The sequence below is a fragment of the Idiomarina piscisalsi genome (genome assembly GCF_002211765.1).
Lineage (GTDB): Bacteria > Pseudomonadota > Gammaproteobacteria > Enterobacterales > Alteromonadaceae > Idiomarina > Idiomarina piscisalsi_A.
This window is the reverse complement of record NZ_CP022133.1, coordinates 2,539,008-2,558,837: the sequence shown is the minus strand read 5'-3', so window position 1 is coordinate 2,558,837 and position 19,830 is coordinate 2,539,008. Positions and strand designations below refer to the sequence as shown.

General features: G+C 47.6%; 18 protein-coding genes. 9 read left to right on the top strand and 9 right to left on the bottom strand.

The features are described 5' to 3' along the window. Nucleotides 1-96: 96 nt before the first annotated feature. The gene (locus CEW91_RS12150) at nt 97-1,032 is read right to left on the bottom strand and encodes a DMT family transporter (RefSeq protein WP_088769292.1); all 936 of its coding nucleotides are present in this window, start codon (nt 1,030-1,032) and stop codon (nt 97-99) included. Then, nucleotides 1,022-1,633, bottom strand: coding sequence for a ribosome biogenesis GTP-binding protein YihA/YsxC (gene yihA / locus CEW91_RS12145; protein ID WP_420038569.1), 612 nt, complete (start codon nt 1,631-1,633; stop codon nt 1,022-1,024). The genes CEW91_RS12150 and yihA overlap by 11 nt, the downstream gene beginning before the upstream one ends. A 201-nt stretch (nt 1,634-1,834) precedes the next feature. Here yihA and CEW91_RS12140 point away from each other — a divergent pair, with 201 nt between their 5' ends. The 3 genes from CEW91_RS12140 to CEW91_RS12130 all read left to right on the top strand — a co-directional run bounded on the left by CEW91_RS12140 (nt 1,835) and on the right by CEW91_RS12130 (nt 6,796). Next, a complete protein-coding gene (locus tag CEW91_RS12140; protein WP_088769290.1) occupies nt 1,835-2,461 on the top strand; it encodes a c-type cytochrome in 627 nt (208 codons plus the stop codon). A 155-nt stretch (nt 2,462-2,616) separates the two neighbouring features. Continuing rightward, nucleotides 2,617-5,712, top strand: coding sequence for an efflux RND transporter permease subunit (locus CEW91_RS12135; RefSeq protein ID WP_088769289.1), 3,096 nt, complete (start codon nt 2,617-2,619; stop codon nt 5,710-5,712). A 10-nt stretch (nt 5,713-5,722) separates the two neighbouring features. Further along, entirely contained in the window at nt 5,723-6,796 is a 1,074-nt protein-coding gene (locus CEW91_RS12130; RefSeq protein ID WP_088769288.1) for an efflux RND transporter periplasmic adaptor subunit, read from the top strand. Here the strand turns inward: CEW91_RS12130 and CEW91_RS12125 are convergent. Then, the gene (locus tag CEW91_RS12125; protein WP_088769287.1) at nt 6,793-8,256 is read right to left on the bottom strand and encodes a winged helix-turn-helix domain-containing protein; all 1,464 of its coding nucleotides are present in this window, start codon (nt 8,254-8,256) and stop codon (nt 6,793-6,795) included. The two genes, CEW91_RS12130 and CEW91_RS12125, sit on opposite strands and share 4 nt — an antisense overlap. 594 nt (nt 8,257-8,850) lie before the next feature. On the opposite strand from CEW91_RS12125, the gene CEW91_RS12120 reads away from it, so the two are divergent. From CEW91_RS12120 to cysE, 3 genes are read left to right on the top strand one after another with little or no spacing between them, the layout of a single operon-like run. Next, complete coding sequence (locus tag CEW91_RS12120; protein WP_088769286.1) at nt 8,851-9,267, top strand: GTPase-activating protein; 417 nt, start codon at nt 8,851-8,853, stop codon at nt 9,265-9,267. Then, nucleotides 9,267-9,725, top strand: coding sequence for a DUF2489 domain-containing protein (locus CEW91_RS12115; protein ID WP_088769285.1), 459 nt, complete (start codon nt 9,267-9,269; stop codon nt 9,723-9,725). The genes CEW91_RS12120 and CEW91_RS12115 overlap by 1 nt, the downstream gene beginning before the upstream one ends. A gap of 9 nt (nt 9,726-9,734) precedes the next feature. Next, a complete protein-coding gene (gene cysE / locus CEW91_RS12110) occupies nt 9,735-10,547 on the top strand; it encodes a serine O-acetyltransferase (protein ID WP_088769284.1) in 813 nt (270 codons plus the stop codon). Here cysE and CEW91_RS12105 read toward each other — a convergent pair. The 3 genes from CEW91_RS12105 to CEW91_RS12095 all read right to left on the bottom strand — a co-directional run bounded on the left by CEW91_RS12105 (nt 10,544) and on the right by CEW91_RS12095 (nt 13,228). Then, the gene (locus CEW91_RS12105; RefSeq protein WP_088769283.1) at nt 10,544-12,115 is read right to left on the bottom strand and encodes a methyl-accepting chemotaxis protein; all 1,572 of its coding nucleotides are present in this window, start codon (nt 12,113-12,115) and stop codon (nt 10,544-10,546) included. The genes cysE and CEW91_RS12105 overlap by 4 nt on opposite strands. A 178-nt stretch (nt 12,116-12,293) precedes the next feature. Next, nucleotides 12,294-12,500 carry a cold-shock protein gene (locus CEW91_RS12100; RefSeq protein ID WP_006954095.1) on the bottom strand — a complete coding sequence of 69 codons (207 nt, stop codon included), beginning with the start codon at nt 12,498-12,500 and terminating at the stop codon, nt 12,294-12,296. Between the two features lie 182 nt (nt 12,501-12,682). Continuing rightward, the gene (locus CEW91_RS12095) at nt 12,683-13,228 is read right to left on the bottom strand and encodes a hydrolase (protein ID WP_088769282.1); all 546 of its coding nucleotides are present in this window, start codon (nt 13,226-13,228) and stop codon (nt 12,683-12,685) included. 183 nt (nt 13,229-13,411) lie between these two features. Between CEW91_RS12095 and purE the strand changes: the two genes are divergently transcribed. Further along, entirely contained in the window at nt 13,412-13,903 is a 492-nt protein-coding gene (gene purE / locus CEW91_RS12090) for a 5-(carboxyamino)imidazole ribonucleotide mutase (RefSeq protein WP_088769281.1), read from the top strand. Further along, on the top strand, nt 13,900-14,988 hold the full coding sequence (locus CEW91_RS12085; RefSeq protein ID WP_088769280.1) for an ATP-grasp domain-containing protein: 1,089 nt from the start codon (nt 13,900-13,902) through the stop codon (nt 14,986-14,988). The genes purE and CEW91_RS12085 overlap by 4 nt, the downstream gene beginning before the upstream one ends. Nucleotides 14,989-15,007: 19 nt before the next feature. Here the strand turns inward: CEW91_RS12085 and CEW91_RS12080 are convergent, their stop codons facing one another. Genes CEW91_RS12080 through CEW91_RS12070 form a run of 3 tightly spaced genes read right to left on the bottom strand, consistent with a single transcriptional unit; the run spans nt 15,008 to nt 18,527 of the window. After that, nucleotides 15,008-15,658, bottom strand: a complete 651-nt coding sequence (locus CEW91_RS12080; RefSeq protein WP_088769279.1) for an alpha/beta hydrolase — start codon at nt 15,656-15,658, stop codon at nt 15,008-15,010. Beyond that, nucleotides 15,658-16,479, bottom strand: a complete 822-nt coding sequence (locus tag CEW91_RS12075; RefSeq protein ID WP_088769278.1) for a prephenate dehydratase — start codon at nt 16,477-16,479, stop codon at nt 15,658-15,660. Before CEW91_RS12075 ends, CEW91_RS12080 begins: the two co-directional genes overlap by 1 nt. After that, the gene (locus CEW91_RS12070; RefSeq protein ID WP_088769277.1) at nt 16,476-18,527 is read right to left on the bottom strand and encodes a S9 family peptidase; all 2,052 of its coding nucleotides are present in this window, start codon (nt 18,525-18,527) and stop codon (nt 16,476-16,478) included. Before CEW91_RS12070 ends, CEW91_RS12075 begins: the two co-directional genes overlap by 4 nt. Nucleotides 18,528-18,656: 129 nt before the next feature. Between CEW91_RS12070 and alr the strand changes: the two genes are divergently transcribed. Next, on the top strand, nt 18,657-19,748 hold the full coding sequence (gene alr / locus CEW91_RS12065) for an alanine racemase (RefSeq protein WP_088769276.1): 1,092 nt from the start codon (nt 18,657-18,659) through the stop codon (nt 19,746-19,748). Nucleotides 19,749-19,830: the final 82 nt, after the last annotated feature.

Sequence of the window (19,830 nt, the reverse complement as noted above, 5' to 3'; positions counted from 1 at the left end):
TAGTCAGATTAATTGAGGGAAATAATCCACCCTCAACAAATTGTTCTCCCTGGATTACTTTTACCCGGCTCTATTGAGCCGGGTTTTTTATGCATTTTACTGGGTTGCGTTGTTTTTGCTTTTATCCCGCGCAGGCATACCGGCAAGCCCTGAGCGACCTTTTCGGTTTGCAAACCAGACACCAACTAAAATGGCCGCCATGCCAATACCATGCTGAAACCAGAACGGCTCACCGTCCAGTACACCCAGCAACACGGCAACAACCGGAATAAGGTAAGTGACTGAACTGGTAAATACCGTATTGGTTAGGCGAACGACATGGTTAAAAATAACCAAGGCGCCGGCGGTACCAATAATGCCCAAAACTAAAACCGACACTAAAGAGAGCAGGGCGCCGGGTTGTTGAACCTGTGCTACAAATTCAGTGCCGACAAACAGATAAATGGTTGCGGGTACCGCCGCCATTAATAAGGAAATGCCGGTAATTGTCAGTGGCGCTAAATCGGTTATTTTGTGTTTTATCAGGTTGAGGTTAAGCCCGTAACAGACCGTTGCGGCCATGACCAGCAGTGCGTAGAGATTAAAGTCCCAACCACCATTCGCTGAGGCCGTAATTAGTAAAAGCGTACCGCCTAAACCAATGATAATACCGATAACCTGAGCGACTTTTGCCGACTGATGGAAAAATAGCGCGCCGATAACCAGTGTGGTGATGGGCGTTAATGCATTCAACACGCCGGTGACACCACTGGCGAGCTGCGTTTGGGCAATGGCAAACATGAACGCTGGTATGAAGCTTCCTACCAAGCCAACGCTGGCCAGCTTCAACCAATGTTTACGAGTAATTTTATTCAGACGTTTTGCTATAAAGGGGGCTAATACAATACCTGCAGAGCTAATTCTTAAAGCGCCCACTTCCATTGGGCCAAAGGCGATAAGCCCCTTTTTAATCAACAAAAATGAGCTCCCCCAAATAAGGGAAAGTAACCCCAATAACAACCAAGCGCTGAGTGGGTGTTGATTATCCGTCATCTTGGCTGCCAAACCACTCGTTGAGTTTGTTTTCAAGTTGCTCTACGCCAATGCGCTTTAAAGAGGAAAAGGCTTCAACCTGGACGTCACCATTGAAGGCAATGGAGGCTTGTCGAGCTTGCAGAACCGTCGATTTGCGCGGACCTTGCTTTAGCTTGTCTGCTTTGGTCAGCAACGCGAGTACAGGAATACCGCAGTCGGCTGCCCAGTAGATAAGCTCTTGATCCGTTTCGCGGAACGGATGGCGAATATCCATAAGTACCACAATGCCTTTTAAGCTGTCGCGTTTTTGCAAGTATTCAGCCAACGCCTTTTGCCACTTTTCTTTAACTGCCATAGGCACTTTCGCGAAACCATAACCGGGTAAGTCGATGAGTCGCTCGCCGCTGTCGAGTTCAAATACGTTAATTAACTGCGTACGGCCGGGGGTCTTACTGGTTCTGGCCAAAGCTTTTTGCCGTGTTAACGTGTTTAGCGCACTTGATTTACCGGCGTTAGAGCGCCCGGCAAAAGCAATTTCAATTCCCGTATCAGGCGGCAATTTCGTTATGTCTGGTGCGCTGGTGACAAAGCTAGCGCTTGCGTAGTTCAGAGGTTTCATTGACACAGATAGGGTCACTTATTGGTTAAAAAATCTAAAACAGACCCCATTATGAATGATCTCAGCACGTCAGCCAACGACGAATTCCAGATAGATTAGCTATTAATCATTTAATCCACACAAGTTTTGTGTAAAATAGCAACCTGTTTAAGGTGATTTGTTGGGGCGCGTGGCGCCATCCAGAACAGAAGAGAAGCAAACATGAAAAAATTCGCAATCTTATTGGGACTTTTCTTCGGTACCACGGGTATCGCATTAGCGCAAAGTGGCGATGCCGAAGCTGGTAAAGAGAAATCACAGGTATGTGCGGCTTGTCATGGGCCCAATGGTGAATCTCCAACCGATATGTACCCGCACTTGGCCGGTCAACACGAAAAGTATTTGTACAAGCAGTTGATGGACTTTAAGCGCGCCTCTGAAACAGGCGGTGAAGAAGGTCGCAACAACCCGATTATGATGGGACAAGTAGCAAGTTTATCTGAACAAGACATGGCGGATCTAGCTGCATTCTATGCATCGCAGGACGAGCCAAAAGGCGAAACACCTAAAGAATTAATTGCAAAAGGCGAAGACTTCTTCCGCCGCGGTAATCCCGAAACCAATATTCCATCCTGTGCAGCTTGTCATGGTCCGCGTGGTAATGGCATGGGCTTAGCGGCATTTCCTGACATTTCAGGTCAGCATGCAGCCTATACGGAGTCTCAGTTGAAAATGTTCCGCAGCGGTGAGCGTGCAAATGATCCAAATGGCATGATGCGAGGCGTTGCTGAGAAAATGACGGACGAAGAAATTGAGCTTATGTCAAAATTCTTAAGCGGCTTGTATTAAGCCTCTTAAAAAGTTGAAACCCCTTAGAAAAAGCGGCTTTTTAGCCGCTTTTTTCATTCTTAATTAGAATAATTCAGAACCTTTCAGAACTTTTTCAGGAGTTTCTGCTCTCCCGCTTTCATAGTTTACGCACCGTTTACTTATAGGTGCGAACAATGAGCCTCATAAAATCGAGTCATAAAAATCCATTTGCCACTGTCGTGGCTTTCTTGATTGTTATTATTCTTGGCACAACGGCATTAATTAACCTGCCTGTTCAATTAATGCCGAATATCGACAAGCCAGTCATTACTGTTCTGAACTCTTGGCGCTCAGCTGCTCCAGAAGAAATGGAGTCGGAGATTGTTGAGCCCCAAGAGGAAATTATAAAGAACATTGTGGGCGTCGAGTCTATCAAGACATCGGTACGAAACGGCATGTCTTTCACCACTATCGAGTTTAATTTAGAACAAGACATGCAGCAGGCGTTTATCAATGTAATCAATGCATTGAACCAGGTACAGGGCATGCCTATTGAGGCAGCAGAGCCTATGACGATTTTGGGCGAGTACCAGGCTGGCACTGCAACAATGATGATTCGTAAACTTGGCGAAAATCAGACCAAGGACTTTACTGAATACCAAGAGCTTATAAAGCATAAAGTTGCCCCACGGCTTAGAAATATTCCGGGAGTTACGAATGTTAATTTAGCGAGCTACCTAAATAACCAGCTACAAGTGACTTTTGACCCTTATAAGCTTGCAGCTCTCGGTATTACCATTCCTAAACTCATGAGCAGAGTGACAGAATCAAAAGACTTTTCTGGTGGTTTCGCAGACGTTGGTCGTCGTGAATATTCAGTCCGCTACCAGGGGCAGTTCTCACCTGAGGAGCTTGAGCAACTCGTTGTTTCTCATAACGAGGGACGCCCTGTCTATTTAGGTGAAGTTGCGGACGTAGTTTTAGGCTACCAAAAGCAGTACAACTTCATTTATCGTAATTCTCAGCCAGGGTTTTACATCTCTCTGGATGCGTCAAAAAAAGCCAACACCATTGAGATATTTGAGCACCTAAACAAAGTCATTGCGGAGTTAAATGAACATGAACTAAACCCGCGTGGTTTGGATATGGTTCTGAGCTTTGACTCTTCCTCGGTGATCAAACGTGCTATTAACCTAGTGCAAAGCAATCTGAGTATTGGTATTGCTCTGGCCCTGTTAATGCTTTACTGGATGATACGGGGCGTTCGCTCAACGCTGCTTATTAGCATCACAATACCTGTGTCATTAAGTGCTGCATTACTGGGTCTGAGCTTCCTCGATCGTTCTTTGAATATTATTTCTCTGGCCGGACTCGCCTTTTCGACTGGTCTGGTTCTGGATGCCGCGATTGTTGTTCAGGAAAATATTGTTCGACTTCGACAGCAGGGGCTAGGCTTAAAAGAAGCTGTTGTAAAGGGAGCACAAGAGGTATCTCGCGCCTTATTTGCTGCGACAGTAACAACCGTAGCTATTTTCCTGCCGGTTATCTTTATGGGGGGCGTTGCAGGTCAGTTGTTTCATGACCTTGCGGTAACAATGAGCATTGCTGTAGTTGCTTCAACGCTAACTGCTTTATTGTTATTGCCTGTTGTGGCTGCTTTTATTCTAAAAGGCACCTCCGAGCAAGTGAAGCCACTTCCGGCTTGGGGTAGCTTAGCTGCTTTTTATCAACGTTATTGCCGCACACCGAAGCAAATAATGAGCTGGGCTGTAGGCTTAGGTTTTAGCTCTATTTTGTGCATATTCTTCTTAATGCCTAAAACAGATTTTCTACCAGAAGCGAAGTTTGAAGGTATTATTGCCGTTCTTCAGACTCCTCCTTCTACCAACTATTGCGTATTGGAAGAAGAGCTCGCCCGCGAGATTATTGAGCGACTAGAGCTCTACCGTGCCGGTGAAAAGTTACCGAAAATTAAAGACTTTAACGTGACTATGAGCTCTGGTGGTAAAGCCGTCTTTATTTATCCGGAAGACCCGTCTAAGTCAGCTGAACTTTTGCAGGCGGTTCGGACAGATGTCCTGAGCGGACTGCCTGATACGAAAGGCTTTGCCTTTAATATGTCGTTAATCAACTCTGTAAAAGTGGGGTCAGGCCGGAGTGTTTATATGGACTTCACTGGTCAGCTTGATGACACTACTGATATTGTCATGCAACGCACTATGAAGTTAATAGGCGATCGCATTCCCGGGTCGTACATTCGACGAGTGCCTAATGCGCAAGCGGTGCAGGCTGAGCTGCAAATAACCCCCAATAATTATGCAATAGCGAACTCTGGGCTTAATCGTAATCAAGTGGGTCAGGTTATACGCAGCATGACCGATGGCCAATTTGTCGGCGAGCATTACGACGGTCTGGTAAGACGTGATGTTATTGTTAAGACGCATGCCTGGAACACTCCGGAGGAGCTGGCCGCAATGCCGGTTTATACGCCTGGCAGCGGTATTCAAACCATTGATCAACTAACTCAGCAAAGAAGAACGGTTTCGGCTACTGAGTTACGTCGACTGGACGGTCAGCGAGCATTAACCATTGGGGTGACTCCGCCGGATAATGTCTCACTTGAGGATACTATTGCCGTTCTTCAGGAGCTGAAACTAGAGGCGGAGCAGCAACTGTCCAACCAAACGTTTATTAGTTTAAGTGGTGGTGCGGACGATTTGAAAGAAACCGTTGACACAATGGTCACTAACTTCGCATTTGCTATCTTAATTTTGCTCCTAATTATGGCCGCGATATTCCGTTCGGTCGTCGACAGCCTGCTGGTTTTGTTGACAACCCCTGTCGCTGTTGCGGGTGGCACCTTGGGCTTATGGATACTGAATTTATTTAAGTTTCAACCGCTCGACTTATTGACCATGATTGGGTTTGTGATTTTGCTTGGCTTGGTTGTTAACAACGCCATTCTAATGATTGAAAAAACACGCCATGCCCAACAGCGAGGGCTTACTATTTCTGAAGCTATCGCTGAGGCCATATCGCAACGCGTTCGACCTATTTATATGAGTTCACTAACGTCTGTGGTCGGGATGCTTCCCCTTGCGCTAATACCCGGTGCCGGCAGTGAGTTATACCAAGGCTTAGCTGTCGTCATTTTAAGTGGTATGGCGATAAGCACCTTATTTACTGTGTTTGCCATTAGTTCACTACTTTACATAGCTGAAAGACTATCGCCTAAACGATTCGTTCTGGAGCCGTCAGTGTCTAGTCGTATACCTACATCTACCTTATAAGAGGTGAATCATGAAAATTATTGAGAAAACTTTATTAGTAACATTATTAGCAACTTTCCTGTTAAGCACGGCAACTTATGCGGCCAATGAGCCGGTCGTGTCTGTCGCGACAGTCGAGCAGAAAAAGCTGAGCCCCGCAATTCGAGTTACGGGTCATGTGCAGTCCCGCTATCAAACTGAGTTATCCAGCGGAATTTCAGGCATTGTCGACTGGACTGCTGAGGAAGGTGAATATGTGAATGAGGGGGATACGGTAGCTAAGTTAGATACCACTCAGCTGCAACTAGAAGAGCAACGCCTTGCGGTACGTATCATGCGTCAAAAGGTTGAGGTAAAGCGGCTGCAGCAGGAGTTCGATAGGTTGGAGCGCTTGAAAAGCAGCCAGTCAGTGTCTGCTCAAGCTCTAGATAGAGCTCAGACTGATAAAGAGCTAGCAGAAGCTGACTTGCAGTTATTGGAGCTTGAGCGTCAGCAGGCGCAGGATAATTTGAATAAGGCGCAGGTGAAAGCGCCGTTTTCTGGAATAGTCTCGAAACGTTATGTGAGAGAAGGGCAGGCGGTTGGCAGTACATCTCAATTGCTTAAATTGGTGAGCTTAGAAGAACTGGAAGTTAAGTTACACGGACCACTTGCTTACAGCCGTTATTTAGAAGCAAAAGACTCTGTAGAAGTTTACCTTAGTGGCGGACGTACTGTGCTTCCCGTTAGAGCAGTTGTGGCTGTCAGTGATGAACGATCGCAAACCTTTACTGCTTACTTAGATATCCCTGAGCTTCAGCTAGAGCGATTTGATATTGGACAGGTTGTCAGCGTAAGCGTGCCAAGCGCGGTAGAAAAGAACTATGTTTCAGTACCGCGTGACGCTCTAGTCATTAACTCTCACGGGCATTTTGTTTATAAGCTTGATAGTGAAAACCGAGCTCATAAAGTTCCTGTGGAAATTACTGAAGGTATGGGAAACCGCGTGGGCGTAACTGGTGGTCTGGCTATAGGTGAGAAGGTTATAGTAAGAGGTGCAGAAACCTTACAAGATGGCGTTATTGTTAAGGTATTAACGGCTAATGAGTTTCCATTGGCCAGTTAATTTCGAATATAGCTTTGCATTTTGCTCTTGATCCCATCAAATTTTGAATGTTGGTTTAGCGGCTCGTAAAGAGGGTCTATAGGAATGAAGACAGCGGCAGGCTGCTTAATTTCAATAGCCCTCTCAAGCCAGTGAATAGCTTGATCAAAGTCGCCCGCAATTAGCGCATAGCGCGCCCAGGATAGTGGCGGTAAGTGGTGCCCAAGGTTGGCCTCTATTCGCTTATCTAATAGCTCCTGATAAACAGAGGTTAAACCTTGAGTATGAAATAGGTTTTCATAATGTGTAATTTGTTCAGGAGAAAGCTCTTGCTCAATCATCATTTGTTTTAAGGTTCTAAATGTGGCGTCCTTGTCTTCTGTTAAAATCGCAATACGATTCAGAACTCTGGGAGATAGACGAGATTCAGCCTCCGAATTGGCAATGCGCTGCACTTCGGCTTTGGCAAGGTCGTATTCCCCCTTCAATAAATACACATACGACATGTTCAAGTATCTATAGTAATCGGGGTTTTTCCGGCGAAGCTCATCGAGAAACTCTTCTGCTTGTTTAAAGTCACCAATAGCAAGTAAAAACTCTGAATAACCTTGATAAACAAGTGGGTCATCTGGACTATACTTTAGTGCATTAAGGTAGGCGGCTTGAGCTGCTTCAAACTCCCAGTCAGCGATGTGTGAAAGCCACGCTCTCAATAGCCAGGCGCGGCCGTTGGCAGGGTCTTTTTCTATGATGAAATCCACTATTGACGACACTTCATCTCGATAAATCCCAATATCCCTGTAACTGTTCAACATGCTTAGGTTTAGTTTGGCTTCAGCAACAGTGAGATAAGCCGGAATATAGTCAGGCGTTAGTTTAATAACATCTCGAGCTATAGAGATCGCTTTGCGTTGGTGCTCTGTATCTACAACTTCCAGCGCTTCACGCGCCTGGTTGTGTTGTTCCGTTATTGCTTTTGGGAACTCGCTTTTTTCATTTTGCTTCGAGGGAGCATTAAAGAGGTGAAGGGCGCCAACGGTTAGTAGCGCTAGTGCGGTAGTGGCTAGTATGACAAGGCCTGTGTGGTACTTTCGAGGTTTGGCCTTACTTTTGTGAATCTGCGCTGATGGCTCTTTAGGTCGGCTCGGTTCCACTTCTGCTTTTTGGCTAGTGACTTCTTGCAGCCATTGATAGCCTCTGCCGGATAATGTTTTTACATAAAACGGGTTATGGCGGTTATCGGAGAGTACTTTTCGCAACTTGCTTATTGCAACCGATAGACTATCTTCGTTAACTACTCGGTCAGGCCAAACAGCTTCAATTATTTCCGCTTTAGAGAGTTCTTTATTGTGACTTTTGCAAAACACCACCAATAGTGCACAAACTCGCTGCTCCAAAATGACGGAGTGGGAGTCTGATATCAACAAGTTACGTTCAGGTTGAAACTGGAAGCCTGAAAAATGATATTCGGTGTTTTGCATTTGTGTTTTATTTTTAACTATAGCTAAAGTGGAGTCTGAAAGGCAAATGAATCTCCGTTGTTAACAAAAAGTAATAAAAAAGTTGTTTTTTAGATCAAGAAAGTTGTTGAATTAATATTTGGTTCAAGTATTGTTAACAACGCTCGAGGACGGTCTAGCCGGACAAAAACAAAAATAATTGGCTTGTAGCCCTTGAGAAAATAATAAAAAGACTGTAAAAATACAGCTAACTCGATACAAAAAAATAACAAGAGGTCGAGGCGATTATCGAAAAGTTAGATTTCCGTTTTGTAAACAGTCATCTCATTTATCGATAATCCAGGGAGTAAACAGCCGAGAGGCTTGCGGTTGCTCCATTTAATAATAACAACAATAAAAACAGGTTACGGAAGACCGCAATAACAACTCGGAAGCAGTGACAACCATTCTCATAGTAGCAGTGCGCTGCCCGTCTTATGAGAAAGCAGGCGATGGCAACATCGCCTTTTTTCTTTTCTACCCCCTCATTCTTATTCCAACAATGACGTTTTACGCATTCTTGCGTTACAATACCCCTATATCTTTACTTTAACGTTTTCCTAACCAGGAGCGACAATGACTCGCCGAAAGAAAACACGTAAGACAGGTCCTTTGGCACCCTCGAAGCAGCCAAAAGACAAGCGCCCAAGTGAAGTAAGCACTAAGGGGAAAAAGAAAGGGAAAGGTCTGCGGCCGGGCCAGCGCCACCTTGAGCATCAAAAAGCAACCGCGACTCAAAGCGAAAGTTCGGATGAGAAAGATCCTCGCGTTGGCAGTCGCCGTAAAATAGAACTTGTGATGACGCCTGAGCAGCAGTTGCAGCAGCTGCAAAACGATGAGCGCCTACAAAGTTTGGCTGAACGCTTTGAAGAAGGGGAAACCTTGAGTGCCGAAGAGCAGCGCTATTTGGATGAAAAGTCAGAGCGTTACGAAACACTTATCAGCAAGCTGGGTTACGAGCTTGATGACGACTGGGATGATGAGGAGTACTAATGTCCAGTGAACTACTTTGGGTAATAGCCATAGTTGGGCTCGTTATTATTATCGGGCTTGGATGGTATGCGGCAACGCTAATGTTACGACTACGTGGTCAGAATAATATACGCAAAGCGGCCGTACAAAAGCGTGTTGATCGAATTGACGAGAGTATTATTACGATAGCTAAGGCAATGCAACAAGAGCAGTGCCCTTTGTCTGAAGGGTGTTTACGAATCGTTGTGCTGCTCGACCATCGGCCGGAAGCGGTCAAATATGACTACTCGCAGGACTATCCGGCGATGCATGACATGTACGACAAAATTAAACACATGCCGACACATGAAAACCGCAAAAAGTTTCCTAAGAAAAAGATTCGTGAGCTGGATGATGAGCGTGAAGGATACGAGAAAAACATGCGCGACATTATCCTTGCTGACGTCGACAAGCTATTGAAGAATTTTCCCGCCGCCTGAGGAGGCCGCATGGCGTTTTTTAAAGGAATGAAAGAAGACATCGCCAGTGTATTCGATCGTGACCCGGCTGCTCGCAATACCATGGAGGTACTGTTCCATTACCCCGGGCTGCACGCCATTTGGTTTCATCGTATAAGCCATAAACTGTGGACGTGGAAGTTTTACTGGCTGGCTCGTTTTCTTTCAAACGTTGCGCGTTGGCTGACCGGTATTGAAATACATCCGGGCGCTAAAATAGGGCGCCGCTTTTTCATCGACCACGGTATGGGCGTTGTGATTGGTGAAACCGCGGAAATAGGTGACGACGTTACGTTGTATCACGGTGTCACTTTAGGCGGCACCAGCTGGCATAAAGGCAAAAGACACCCAACGTTGAAAGACGGTGTTGTTATTGGTGCCGGTGCAAAAGTCTTAGGGCCGCTCACGGTTGGCCAGCAGGCGAGAATTGGCTCGAATGCCGTGGTGGTACGTGACGTTCCTGAGCTAACGACGGTTGTTGGTATTCCTGCTCGTGTGGCGAAGTCGGGTGTTGATAAAGAGACCAGTGAACGCCGGGAAAAAATGGCGCGAGAGTATGGCTTTGATGCATATGCGATTTCGGCGGATAACCCTGATCCCGTCGCGACAGCGATAGGTCGTATGCTTGACCATGTTCAAGTTTTAGATACCAAGGTCGCTGATCTTTGCCAGGCGATCAATAAGCTTGGTGGTGATGTATGCGGCGAAATTCCGGAAGTTGATGTCGATGATGTCGACTTTTTGGAAGAAACTGAGCGCGCCGCTGAGCGACGCACTCATCATAAAGAGCAGGATAACTTTTAGGACTTCAAGTCAAAGCGTTCAATAAGCGAGTAGAGCTGCTTAATGGTTGATTGCAGCTCTGTGCTTGAACTCTGAGTCTGCTCCGATGTTGCTTGAGTTGAGCGTGCAGTGTCCGCAATAGAGGTGATTTGCTCGCTGATATGCTCAGCAACTCCGCTTTGCTCTTCAACGGCCGACGCCATTTGGGTGGACATATCTGAAATTTCCTGGATAGCCGTCGATATTTCGCCCAACGCTGTGTCGGCTTCTCTCACTTTGTTGACCCCATCAGCCGCAGCTTCTTCGCCTTTGTTCGATACAGAAACCGCGTTACCCGCTTTATCGCGCAGTTGTTGAATGACCTGATGAATGCTGTCTGTTGATTGAGTTGTGCGTTGCGCCAAGTTACGTACTTCGTCTGCTACTACCGAGAACCCACGACCGTGTTCACCGGCACGTGCTGCCTCAATGGCGGCGTTAAGAGCCAGTAAATTGGTTTGGTCAGCAATCGATGAAATTAAATCGGCTGCTTCACCTATCGCACCGGTTGACTGATCGAGCTCATGAACCGTTTGAGCAATTTCCTTAACTGCGTCGTGCAAGCTGACAATAACATCACTCGCTTGACGCGCGAGCTGAACACTGTTTTCGACATTAGCTCGGGCCGATTCAGCTTGCTGGGCGTTACGCTCTACCGTATCAGCCACTTCCTGAATTGCCGACGACATTTCATTCATGGCCGTTGCGGTTTGTTCGGTCGATGCTGTTTGCTTGTCTATTTGAGCTTTACTGTCCGCTGCTTGTTGGTGAGTGTCATCTGCTATCGCTAAAAGTCCTGAAACTGCATCTTTCATGCGGCTAAGGGCGGTCCTGTTTCGTGCGCCTTCGCTTAATAGCTGCATCGCCAGTTTTGCTTCTCGCCCCTGCATATTGAAGTAGGTCATTCCTACTAACTCAGAGTCGAAGGCTTCGGGACGTAGATTAAGTAGTCCTTGCAGCATTCGGCCAATATAAGCGCCATAGGCAAAGGTCGTTACGGCGGTCGCCGCAAGTGCGATAAGCGCAGCCACGGGTTGACCCATTAATGCAATGACCGCACTGGCCGTAACGCCCGGAATCACAACCGGCATGAGGTCTTTGCAGCCAAGCCAGAAACGCTGAGTTAGCGGTAATGCATGTTTGCCTGCGTTTAGTCGGTCATAAACCGATTGAGCACGCTTTTTTCGGGTATCTGATGTGGCGACACGAACGGACTCAAAGCCTTGCGGCTTTCCGTCTTCCATAATGGGTGTGACATACGCACTAACCCAGTAATGGTCGCCATTTTTACAACGGTTTTTAACAAGGCCCATCCAGGGCTTGCCCCGTTTAATGGTTTTCCACATATGCTCGAATACGCCTGCTGGCATATCCGGATGGCGCAGAATGTTGTGTGGTGAACCAATGAGTTGGTCGCGTGTGTAGCCGCTTACTTTGACGAAATCTTCATTGCAGTGACGAATAACGCCTTTTAGATCTGTCGAAGAGATTAGTCTGTAGTGATCGGGGAAACGGTTTTCCTTGCCGGTGACCGGACCATTATTTTTCATAACAACCTTTTAAGAAACTTTGATTAATATCAATACTAGTAAAGTTATCGTATTTTTTCAGGAATAGTTGAGGGAAAGACAAAAGAAAGTTTATTAATGCATAAAAAAACGCCGCTTAAAAAAGCGGCGTTTCGAAATTCTTTAAAACGCTTAATGCACTATGTGCACTAAGAGTTCCTTACATAGGAACTACGTTTTCAGCTTGAGGACCTTTAGGACCTTGAGCAACGGTGAAAGAAACTTGTTGGCCTTCAGCCAAAGTTTTGAAACCGTCTGCTTGGATAGCGCTGAAATGTACGAATACGTCTGCGCCGTTTTCTTGCTCGATGAAACCGAAGCCTTTTGCTTCGTTAAAGAATTTTACTTTACCAGTAGTAGTAGACATGCTGATATTTCCTCGTAGTGCATGTTAAAAACAAAAATGCTCAAAAAACTTGGTATTACTTGGACTTACAAAACGAGGTACAGCAAAAAAGGACTTCGTAAATAATCTCAAATCAATAGCCGAAATTTTCTCAGCGGCTTCGAGTATACGCTTTATACAGCCCGAGTCAACAAGACCTTGTTTTATTTTAACCAGTTACGACTAATGTGGCGGAAAGTATCGGTACCAGACTTCTCAAGCCACTCGAACGCCGCCATTTCAGAAGTAATAATTTCAATGCCGGAGTTTCTCATGCGCTCTATCGCACATTCTTTGTCTGTGGGGCGTCTTGAGCCAACCGTGTCAGACGGCAAAAAGACCTGGTAACCCGCATTTTGCATATCTATAGCGGTTTGCATGACACAAACGTGCGTTTCCATGCCCATAATAACAAGGTGTTTTTTATTGTATTCACTGAGCACATCGCGGAAGGTTTGCTCTTTCAAGGCACTGAAGTGGGTTTTCTCGACCACTCGGCCGGCTTCAATAATGTCCTGCAAGGCACTAACGGTGTAGCCCAGGCCTTTGGGATATTGCTCGGTAATTAAAATGGGCACGTCCAGTTGCATAGCAATTTCGCCCAGCCAGCGCATACGTGAGGTGACAACGTCACGTTGGTGAATGGCCGGTAACAGCCGTTCCTGAGCATCGACAATAAGAAGCAGCGAGTCTTGGGCTGAAAGCAACATGGAATACCTCATTAGCAATGTTTTATAGCATTCTACCTTAGCGGATTAACAAGGCGATTAGCAAAAAGTCGTAGCTTGCTTAAAAAATCCGCAGTAAATTTGCAGTCGCGCCCGCCAATAGCTACAATTCCCGCCTTTCCAAATGCAGATGCACATCCAAAACAGTAAATAAAAGGTGACACCATGGCTCCGGTATTGATTCTAATGGGTTCCCAGTCCGATTGGCCGGTAATGCAAAAAGCAGCAGAAATGCTGGAATCGCTGAACGTAAAGTGGCAGGCGAAGGTCGTTTCTGCGCATCGTACGCCGGACTTACTTAAGTCGACTATGGAACAAGCCGAGCAAGACGGAGTGCCTGTGGTTATTGCCGGCGCCGGCGGCGCTGCTCATTTACCGGGTATGCTGGCGGCTTATACGGCTATTCCTGTGTTTGGTGTGCCGGTTCCAAGCAAGCAATTAAAAGGTTTAGACAGTTTATTGTCTATTGTGCAAATGCCTAAAGGTGTCGCTGTTGGTACTCTGGCGATTGGTGATGCCGGTGCGGCCAATGCGGGCTTGTTGGCTGCTCAGGTTATTGGCAGCTTTGACAGCGACGTGCGTAAACGCGTACATGAATTCCGCACAGCGCAGAAAGAAAAAGTCATGGCGAACTCAGATTTGGAGCTGCCAAAATGAAAATTTTGATCCTTGGCAACGGGCAGTTAGGTCAAATGCTGGGTAAAGCTGTTATTCAGCAGGGGCATGAATGTGTCTTATACAGTGACCGACTGGATAAGGTGATGGCTTTAGGTAGCCAACAACCTTTGGCAATGACGCTAGCCGAGGCGAATGACTGGGCGGATGTAACCACCTGGGAGCACGAGCACTTAGGCGAAGCGCTGGTTGCTAAAACGGCCGATAAGTTTTTATTAAAAGCAGAGCGTTTCAATGGCTTAGTTGATCGTCGTACGCAAAAAGCGCTTTGTGATGAGCTGGATATTCCCACTTCCGCCTGGAAAGCTTATGAGAACACTACTGAATTGACGGCTATTTTAGAAAGCTGTGACCATGCGGTTGTGATCAAATCAGCAAAAGGTGGTTACGACGGTAAAGGGCAGTGGCGCTGGAAGCCAGGCGAGGACATTACCGCTATTGCTGAAGATGCAGGACAACGCCCGGGTATTGTCGAAGACATGATAGCCTTTACCGATGAGGTGTCCGTTGTTGGAGCGCGCTCGCATAAAGGTGAGCAGCGCTGTTTCCCGCTGACTTTGAATGTTCATACGAAAGGTATCCTGTCTTATAGTTTGGCGGGCGCAGAACACTTTTCTAAAGCGCTTGAGGCGTTAGCCAAAGAGCATCATAAAAAGCTGACCGATGCACTCGACTACGTCGGCGTTTTGGCTATAGAGTTTTTCGTGGTTGGAGAGGGTGACAACCAGCATTTGCTGGTGAACGAAGTGGCTCCGCGAGTTCATAATTCAGGGCACTGGACGATGAGCGGCGCTAATTGCGACCAGTTTAATCTGCATATTCGTGCGATTACCGGCTTACCGCTGCCAGAGCTGCTTATTGCGCCGACATTAATGGTTAATGTGATTGGCGTGGCCGGTATTCCTGAAGCTTTATGGGAAGCGGCTGCCGCTGAATGTCATTGGTATGGCAAGGATGCGCGACCGGGTCGTAAAGTCGGTCACGTGAATATTATGATCGACTCGTTTGAGCGGGGCGAGAATTTAGCTTCTACGTGGGCGGATAAACTGCAACTGTTAGCAAGTTAATTCCAGCTTAGGTGAGCGGTTAAAACCGCTCATCCAGCCATTTCTGCATGTCCTGAACCTGCTCTAAGCACAGTGAGTGCGGCATTGGGTAGGTTTGATACGTCACTGAGAACCCTTTCTCTTTCAAAATTGCACACGCTTTCTGGCTAAGAACTTCCGGAACCACAGGATCTTGGGTACCGTGCTGAACCAAAATGGGCAGTTGTGCATTGGCTTCATTGACCTGAATATCGTCGGCTGTCGCAAAGTACGTAGAATGCGCCATTAAACCCGCCAGCGGTTTCGGGTAGGTCAAAGCAGCTTCATAACCCACGGCGCCGCCCTGTGAGAACCCGGCAATGATAATGCGTTTACTGTCGATGCCTTGAGCAACTTGCTCGTCTATCATGGCGTGTACTTTAGCCGCCGACTCGCGCAGCTGTTTGCTGTCTATCTGGCGATCGATGCTCATGTCGGTAATGTCGTACCAGGCGGGCATAACCATGCCCTGGTTTATGGTGACCGGCATTTGTGGCGCATGAGGGAACAAAAAGCGAACCTGCGCGTTGGCAAATTTTAAGTGCTCAGTCATGGGGACAAAGTCATTGCCTGAAGCACCCAGGCCATGCAACCAAATGATAACGGCGTCGGCTGTGCCTGCCGGTTCGTGTTTTATGACTTCCAGAGACATTACTGCTTTCCTATTTCTGCGGCAGGGTAAGACCCCAGCCAGTGAATGTTGTTCATAGCGGTCAATTCTTCAAGAGCAGAAGCGACACCCGGTTCGCTGCGGTGACCATCAAAGTCGATAAAGAAATGATAGTCACCAAACTGACTACCCGCCGGCCGCGACACTATAGAGGTTAAGTTGATTTGCTGCTTTGCAAACACCTGCAAGCTGTCGACCAGTAAGCCGGGGTGGTCGTTGTCATCAATGAGCAGCAAGCTGCTTTTCCAACGCTGGTCCTTAATGAACTCAGGCTCTTCAGATGTTGCGGATAATACCACGAAGCGCGTTTCGTTGCGTGGGTTGTCAGCGATATTGTTATTCAATATCTGCAACGTCTCCGGGCAACTAATGTGTTGGGGAACGATGGCTGCAGACGCCTCTTCAGCCGTCAGTAGAGCTTGAAGCGACGCGGCGTTGCTGGCCGTATGAATAATAGGCAGTCCGAGCTTGTGTAAGTACGAGTTACATTGTCCGGCTGCGACAAACTGCGCCCATACCTGGGTAGGGTTCGCACGATTACTGAGACACTGAAAGCCAACAGGAATACGAATTTCCGCCTGAATGCGCAAGGGCCGTTGAACCAAATAGTCGACGACCGGAGAAACGAAGCCTTCGGTCAAATTTTCAATAGGAACAACGGCAGCGTCGCATTCCTTACCTACTGAATCCAGGCAGCTGACCAGGTTATCCAGTAACTGAATGTCGTGATCTTGTTCAGGCTGATAAAGCCCCGCGGCAACCTCGGAAAAGGTGCCGGCAGGGCCTAGCGTGGCGAACTTCATTTTTTATATTGCTCAAACCAGGCCAGTGCATGTTCTATTTTGGCAATCATGTTGGAGGGTCGAGCCGTCACCCCATGAAACGCATCCGGAACACGAACCATAGCTGTATCTACTTTTTGCAGCTTCAATGCCTGGTAGAACTGCTCGGTTTCAGATATCGGCGTACGACGATCTTTCTCACCGGTAAATAGCAACACGGGCGTTTCGACGTCGCCGACCATAGACAGTGGTGAACGTTGCCAATAGTGCTCTAGCTCTTCCCATGGCATACCCGGGAATTGGTTGGTAATTTGACCAATTGAGCTGTCAGCGGTCAGTACTTTACTCACCCAGTTAATGACCGGGTTCGTGGCTGCCGCAGCGTTGAAACGGTTGGTTAGACCTACGGCATACGCTGTGGCGATGCCACCTGCGGACCCGCCGGCAATAAACAAGTTGTCTGAGTCGGCAATTCCCTTATCAATGAGTAAATCAATGCCACTCATGTGGTCGGCAAAGTCATAAGGTGACGAGTAGTTGCCGTCCAGCAGCATGGCAAAGTCTTTACCGTATGAAGTACTGCCGCGATGGTTTACATAAAGCACCACATAGCCCTCGGCGGCATAGCGTTGATGTTCTGCCGCAAAATGCGGGCCGTAAGACAAATGAGGGCCGCCGTGTATTTCTAACAGCAGAGGATACTCTTTGCTTTCATCGTAATTTGGCGGCGTAATGTACCAGCCATGAATTTCCTGACCGTCGTAGCGAGATTCGTAGCGAATTTCGTGGACTTTACCCAGTTCACGATGGCCAAGAAGGTCTTCATTCAGTTGAGTAAATTGAACCGCTTCACCACCTTGAGGCTGATAGCCGACATCGGCCGGGCGATATTCGGAGCCTTTGGTGTAGGCAATAGCGCCGGTTTTTGACGCTGAAAACGAGCCCATGGTGTATGGTCGGCTGACATAAACGCCGGACACATCATCCACCCGATTCGTTAGTTCATTGTTCAATGTGACATCAGCAACAACGGTTTTGCCCTGGTCAGCGTATGAAACCGCTAGTGAGTCGTTTCCGGTCCATTGTGGCGAACTAAAAGAACGGTCAAAGTCAGCTTGAAGTTCGGTTTCTGAACGCTCGCTCCAATCCATGATCCACAGTTGTGATTTATGGTAAGGCACCGGCTCATTGGAGCTGTGCAAGTACGCCAGACGCTTTCCGTCAGGAGAAAACTGCGGGGATGACTCGCGACCAGGCTTGTCGGTAACTTGCGCTACTTCCTTTGAGCTCAGGCTGACACTGTAAAGGTCACTTTCGTTAACCTGATACGCCCAGTCTTCCGAGCGGTTACCGGAAAAGACGATATGGCTGTCGTCTTCTGTCCAGGCCAGAGGGCCGCCGTGTCGATAAGGGCCTTCGGTCAGTTGGCGCGCGGTGCCACCCTCAGCGGGAACCACGAAGAGTTGGGTATGTGCCGGCTCCAGAACGCCGCGACCATCGCGCTGATAATAAGCTTCTTCCACAATAATCGGCGATTCAGACCATTTAGCGCCCTTGGGTTTTTTCGGCTTTTTCACGCTTTTAGCGAATGGCGTAGGCTCTGCATTCACTGACATGGTGAAGGCTAACTGAGAATCGTCGTTAGACCAGCTGATACTGCCCGGGCTATTGCTCACGTGCGTGACTTTTGCGGTACGCTGCTCTTTAATCCAATGAACATGAATTTGGTTTTTATCAGAGCGGTTAGACGCAAAGGCAAGACGAGTACCATCATTCGACCAGGCCAGACTGCCGTAGCTGAATTGATCGTCAAAAATCGGTAAATGTTGACCGGTTTCAGTATCAATCAGCCATAATGAGCGACGCGTATTGTCTTCCATATTGTCGAAACTGTTGCGTATGTACGCAATGTATTTGCCGTTTGGCGAAATACTGACTTGATTGGCGTATTCAAGCTGGAAAATATCTTCCGCCTGGAATGTTGTCTTGGCGGCGTCTTGAGCCAACGTTGGCACGGAAGTGAAAAGTAGCGCTAGGCTACCTGCGATAACGGATTGCTTTAACCACATTGTTGTTCTCCTTTCGGTTATGGCTTTACGTTACTCAAGCTGACGAAGCGATGCAAAGAGTTCCGTTCAAGTTCGCAGAAAATACGGTAAACTGACGCTCTGCCTCCAAAACAGGAAAAAGGAAATCCCATGCACTACCGCCAAACTCGCGCCGAAATATCGACTGCAGCAATTGCGCATAACGCTCAGTGGGTACGTAAGACAATGAATGGCGGAAAGCTATTGGGCGTAGTAAAAGCGGATGGGTACGGACATGGTGTTGCGCCTGCTGCTCAGGCGTTGACGCCTCATGTGGATGGCATGGCGGCTGGTTTTATGGAAGAAGCCTTAGCCGTTCGCGAGACCGGTTACACTGGGCCCTTAGTCATTTTAGAGGGCTGTTTTTCAGCGTCGGAACTTTCCGTGTGCGCAGAGCATAACCTGAGCCCGGTAGTTCACTGTGAGCAGCAATTGCAGGCTATTGAACAAACTGCGTTAAATAAGCCGCTGTGGGTATGGCTAAAAGTTGATACCGGCATGCACCGGTTGGGTTGGTCTGAAGAGCAGACTCAGCAGGCCATGGTAAGGCTAAACGCAAGCCGGAATGTGTTGGGCGTCACTCTTATGTCGCATTTAGCCAATGCGGATGCAGACCATAAGCTGAACGCAGAGCAAAAGCGACTGTTTTGCCAGCTGTCTGAAAGCACCGACGGCTACCAAGCCCGCAGTTTTCATAATTCAGCTGGCTTATTGAATCCGGAGACCCAGTGGGTGTTGCAAGAGAATGACTGGGTCAGGGCTGGATTATTGTTGTACGGCGTTAATCCGTCAGCGGTCACGGAGGTGCAGGCGAGTTTAAAGCCAGCCATGCGTTTAGTTGCTCCCATCATTGCGTTGCATAAGCTAGAGAGAGGAGAGTCGGTTGGCTACGGTAGTGCGTGGACCGCTCAACGACCAAGTCTTATAGCAACCGTGGCAATGGGCTATGCGGACGGGTATCCTCGCCAGGCTGAAAACGGAACGCCTGCTATGGTTCGTGGGCAGATCGTTGGTTTAGCTGGTCGTGTGTCAATGGATATGCTGACCATAGATGTGACGGATGTTGCTGATGTACAAATTGGCGATGATGTTGAACTCTGGGGTCCGAATATCGACGTGCGTCAAATTGCCGCATGTGCTGGTACTATTTCCTGGCATTTGCTCACGGGTGTTAGCGTGAGAGTGCCGAGAGTTAAGGTGTAGAGGCTTATTACGCTATTAGCCATACAAAAAGTATGGCAATTATTAGTATTTGTCCTGCAAGCGCACCTGATCTTTATCAATA

Excerpts from the sequence above, each read along its gene's own strand:
- CEW91_RS12150 (WP_088769292.1), bottom strand. The coding sequence starts at position 1,032 with ATGACGGATAATCAACACCCACTCAGCGCTTGGTTGTTATTGGGGTTA.
- yihA (WP_420038569.1), bottom strand. The coding sequence starts at position 1,633 with ATGAAACCTCTGAACTACGCAAGCGCTAGCTTTGTCACCAGCGCACCA.
- CEW91_RS12140 (WP_088769290.1), top strand. The coding sequence starts at position 1,835 with ATGAAAAAATTCGCAATCTTATTGGGACTTTTCTTCGGTACCACGGGT.
- CEW91_RS12135 (WP_088769289.1), top strand. The coding sequence starts at position 2,617 with ATGAGCCTCATAAAATCGAGTCATAAAAATCCATTTGCCACTGTCGTG.
- CEW91_RS12130 (WP_088769288.1), top strand. The coding sequence starts at position 5,723 with ATGAAAATTATTGAGAAAACTTTATTAGTAACATTATTAGCAACTTTC.
- CEW91_RS12125 (WP_088769287.1), bottom strand. The coding sequence starts at position 8,256 with ATGCAAAACACCGAATATCATTTTTCAGGCTTCCAGTTTCAACCTGAA.
- CEW91_RS12120 (WP_088769286.1), top strand. The coding sequence starts at position 8,851 with ATGACTCGCCGAAAGAAAACACGTAAGACAGGTCCTTTGGCACCCTCG.
- CEW91_RS12115 (WP_088769285.1), top strand. The coding sequence starts at position 9,267 with ATGTCCAGTGAACTACTTTGGGTAATAGCCATAGTTGGGCTCGTTATT.
- cysE (WP_088769284.1), top strand. The coding sequence starts at position 9,735 with ATGGCGTTTTTTAAAGGAATGAAAGAAGACATCGCCAGTGTATTCGAT.
- CEW91_RS12105 (WP_088769283.1), bottom strand. The coding sequence starts at position 12,115 with ATGAAAAATAATGGTCCGGTCACCGGCAAGGAAAACCGTTTCCCCGAT.
- CEW91_RS12100 (WP_006954095.1), bottom strand. The coding sequence starts at position 12,500 with ATGTCTACTACTACTGGTAAAGTAAAATTCTTTAACGAAGCAAAAGGC.
- CEW91_RS12095 (WP_088769282.1), bottom strand. The coding sequence starts at position 13,228 with ATGTTGCTTTCAGCCCAAGACTCGCTGCTTCTTATTGTCGATGCTCAG.
- purE (WP_088769281.1), top strand. The coding sequence starts at position 13,412 with ATGGCTCCGGTATTGATTCTAATGGGTTCCCAGTCCGATTGGCCGGTA.
- CEW91_RS12085 (WP_088769280.1), top strand. The coding sequence starts at position 13,900 with ATGAAAATTTTGATCCTTGGCAACGGGCAGTTAGGTCAAATGCTGGGT.
- CEW91_RS12080 (WP_088769279.1), bottom strand. The coding sequence starts at position 15,658 with ATGTCTCTGGAAGTCATAAAACACGAACCGGCAGGCACAGCCGACGCC.
- CEW91_RS12075 (WP_088769278.1), bottom strand. The coding sequence starts at position 16,479 with ATGAAGTTCGCCACGCTAGGCCCTGCCGGCACCTTTTCCGAGGTTGCC.
- CEW91_RS12070 (WP_088769277.1), bottom strand. The coding sequence starts at position 18,527 with ATGTGGTTAAAGCAATCCGTTATCGCAGGTAGCCTAGCGCTACTTTTC.
- alr (WP_088769276.1), top strand. The coding sequence starts at position 18,657 with ATGCACTACCGCCAAACTCGCGCCGAAATATCGACTGCAGCAATTGCG.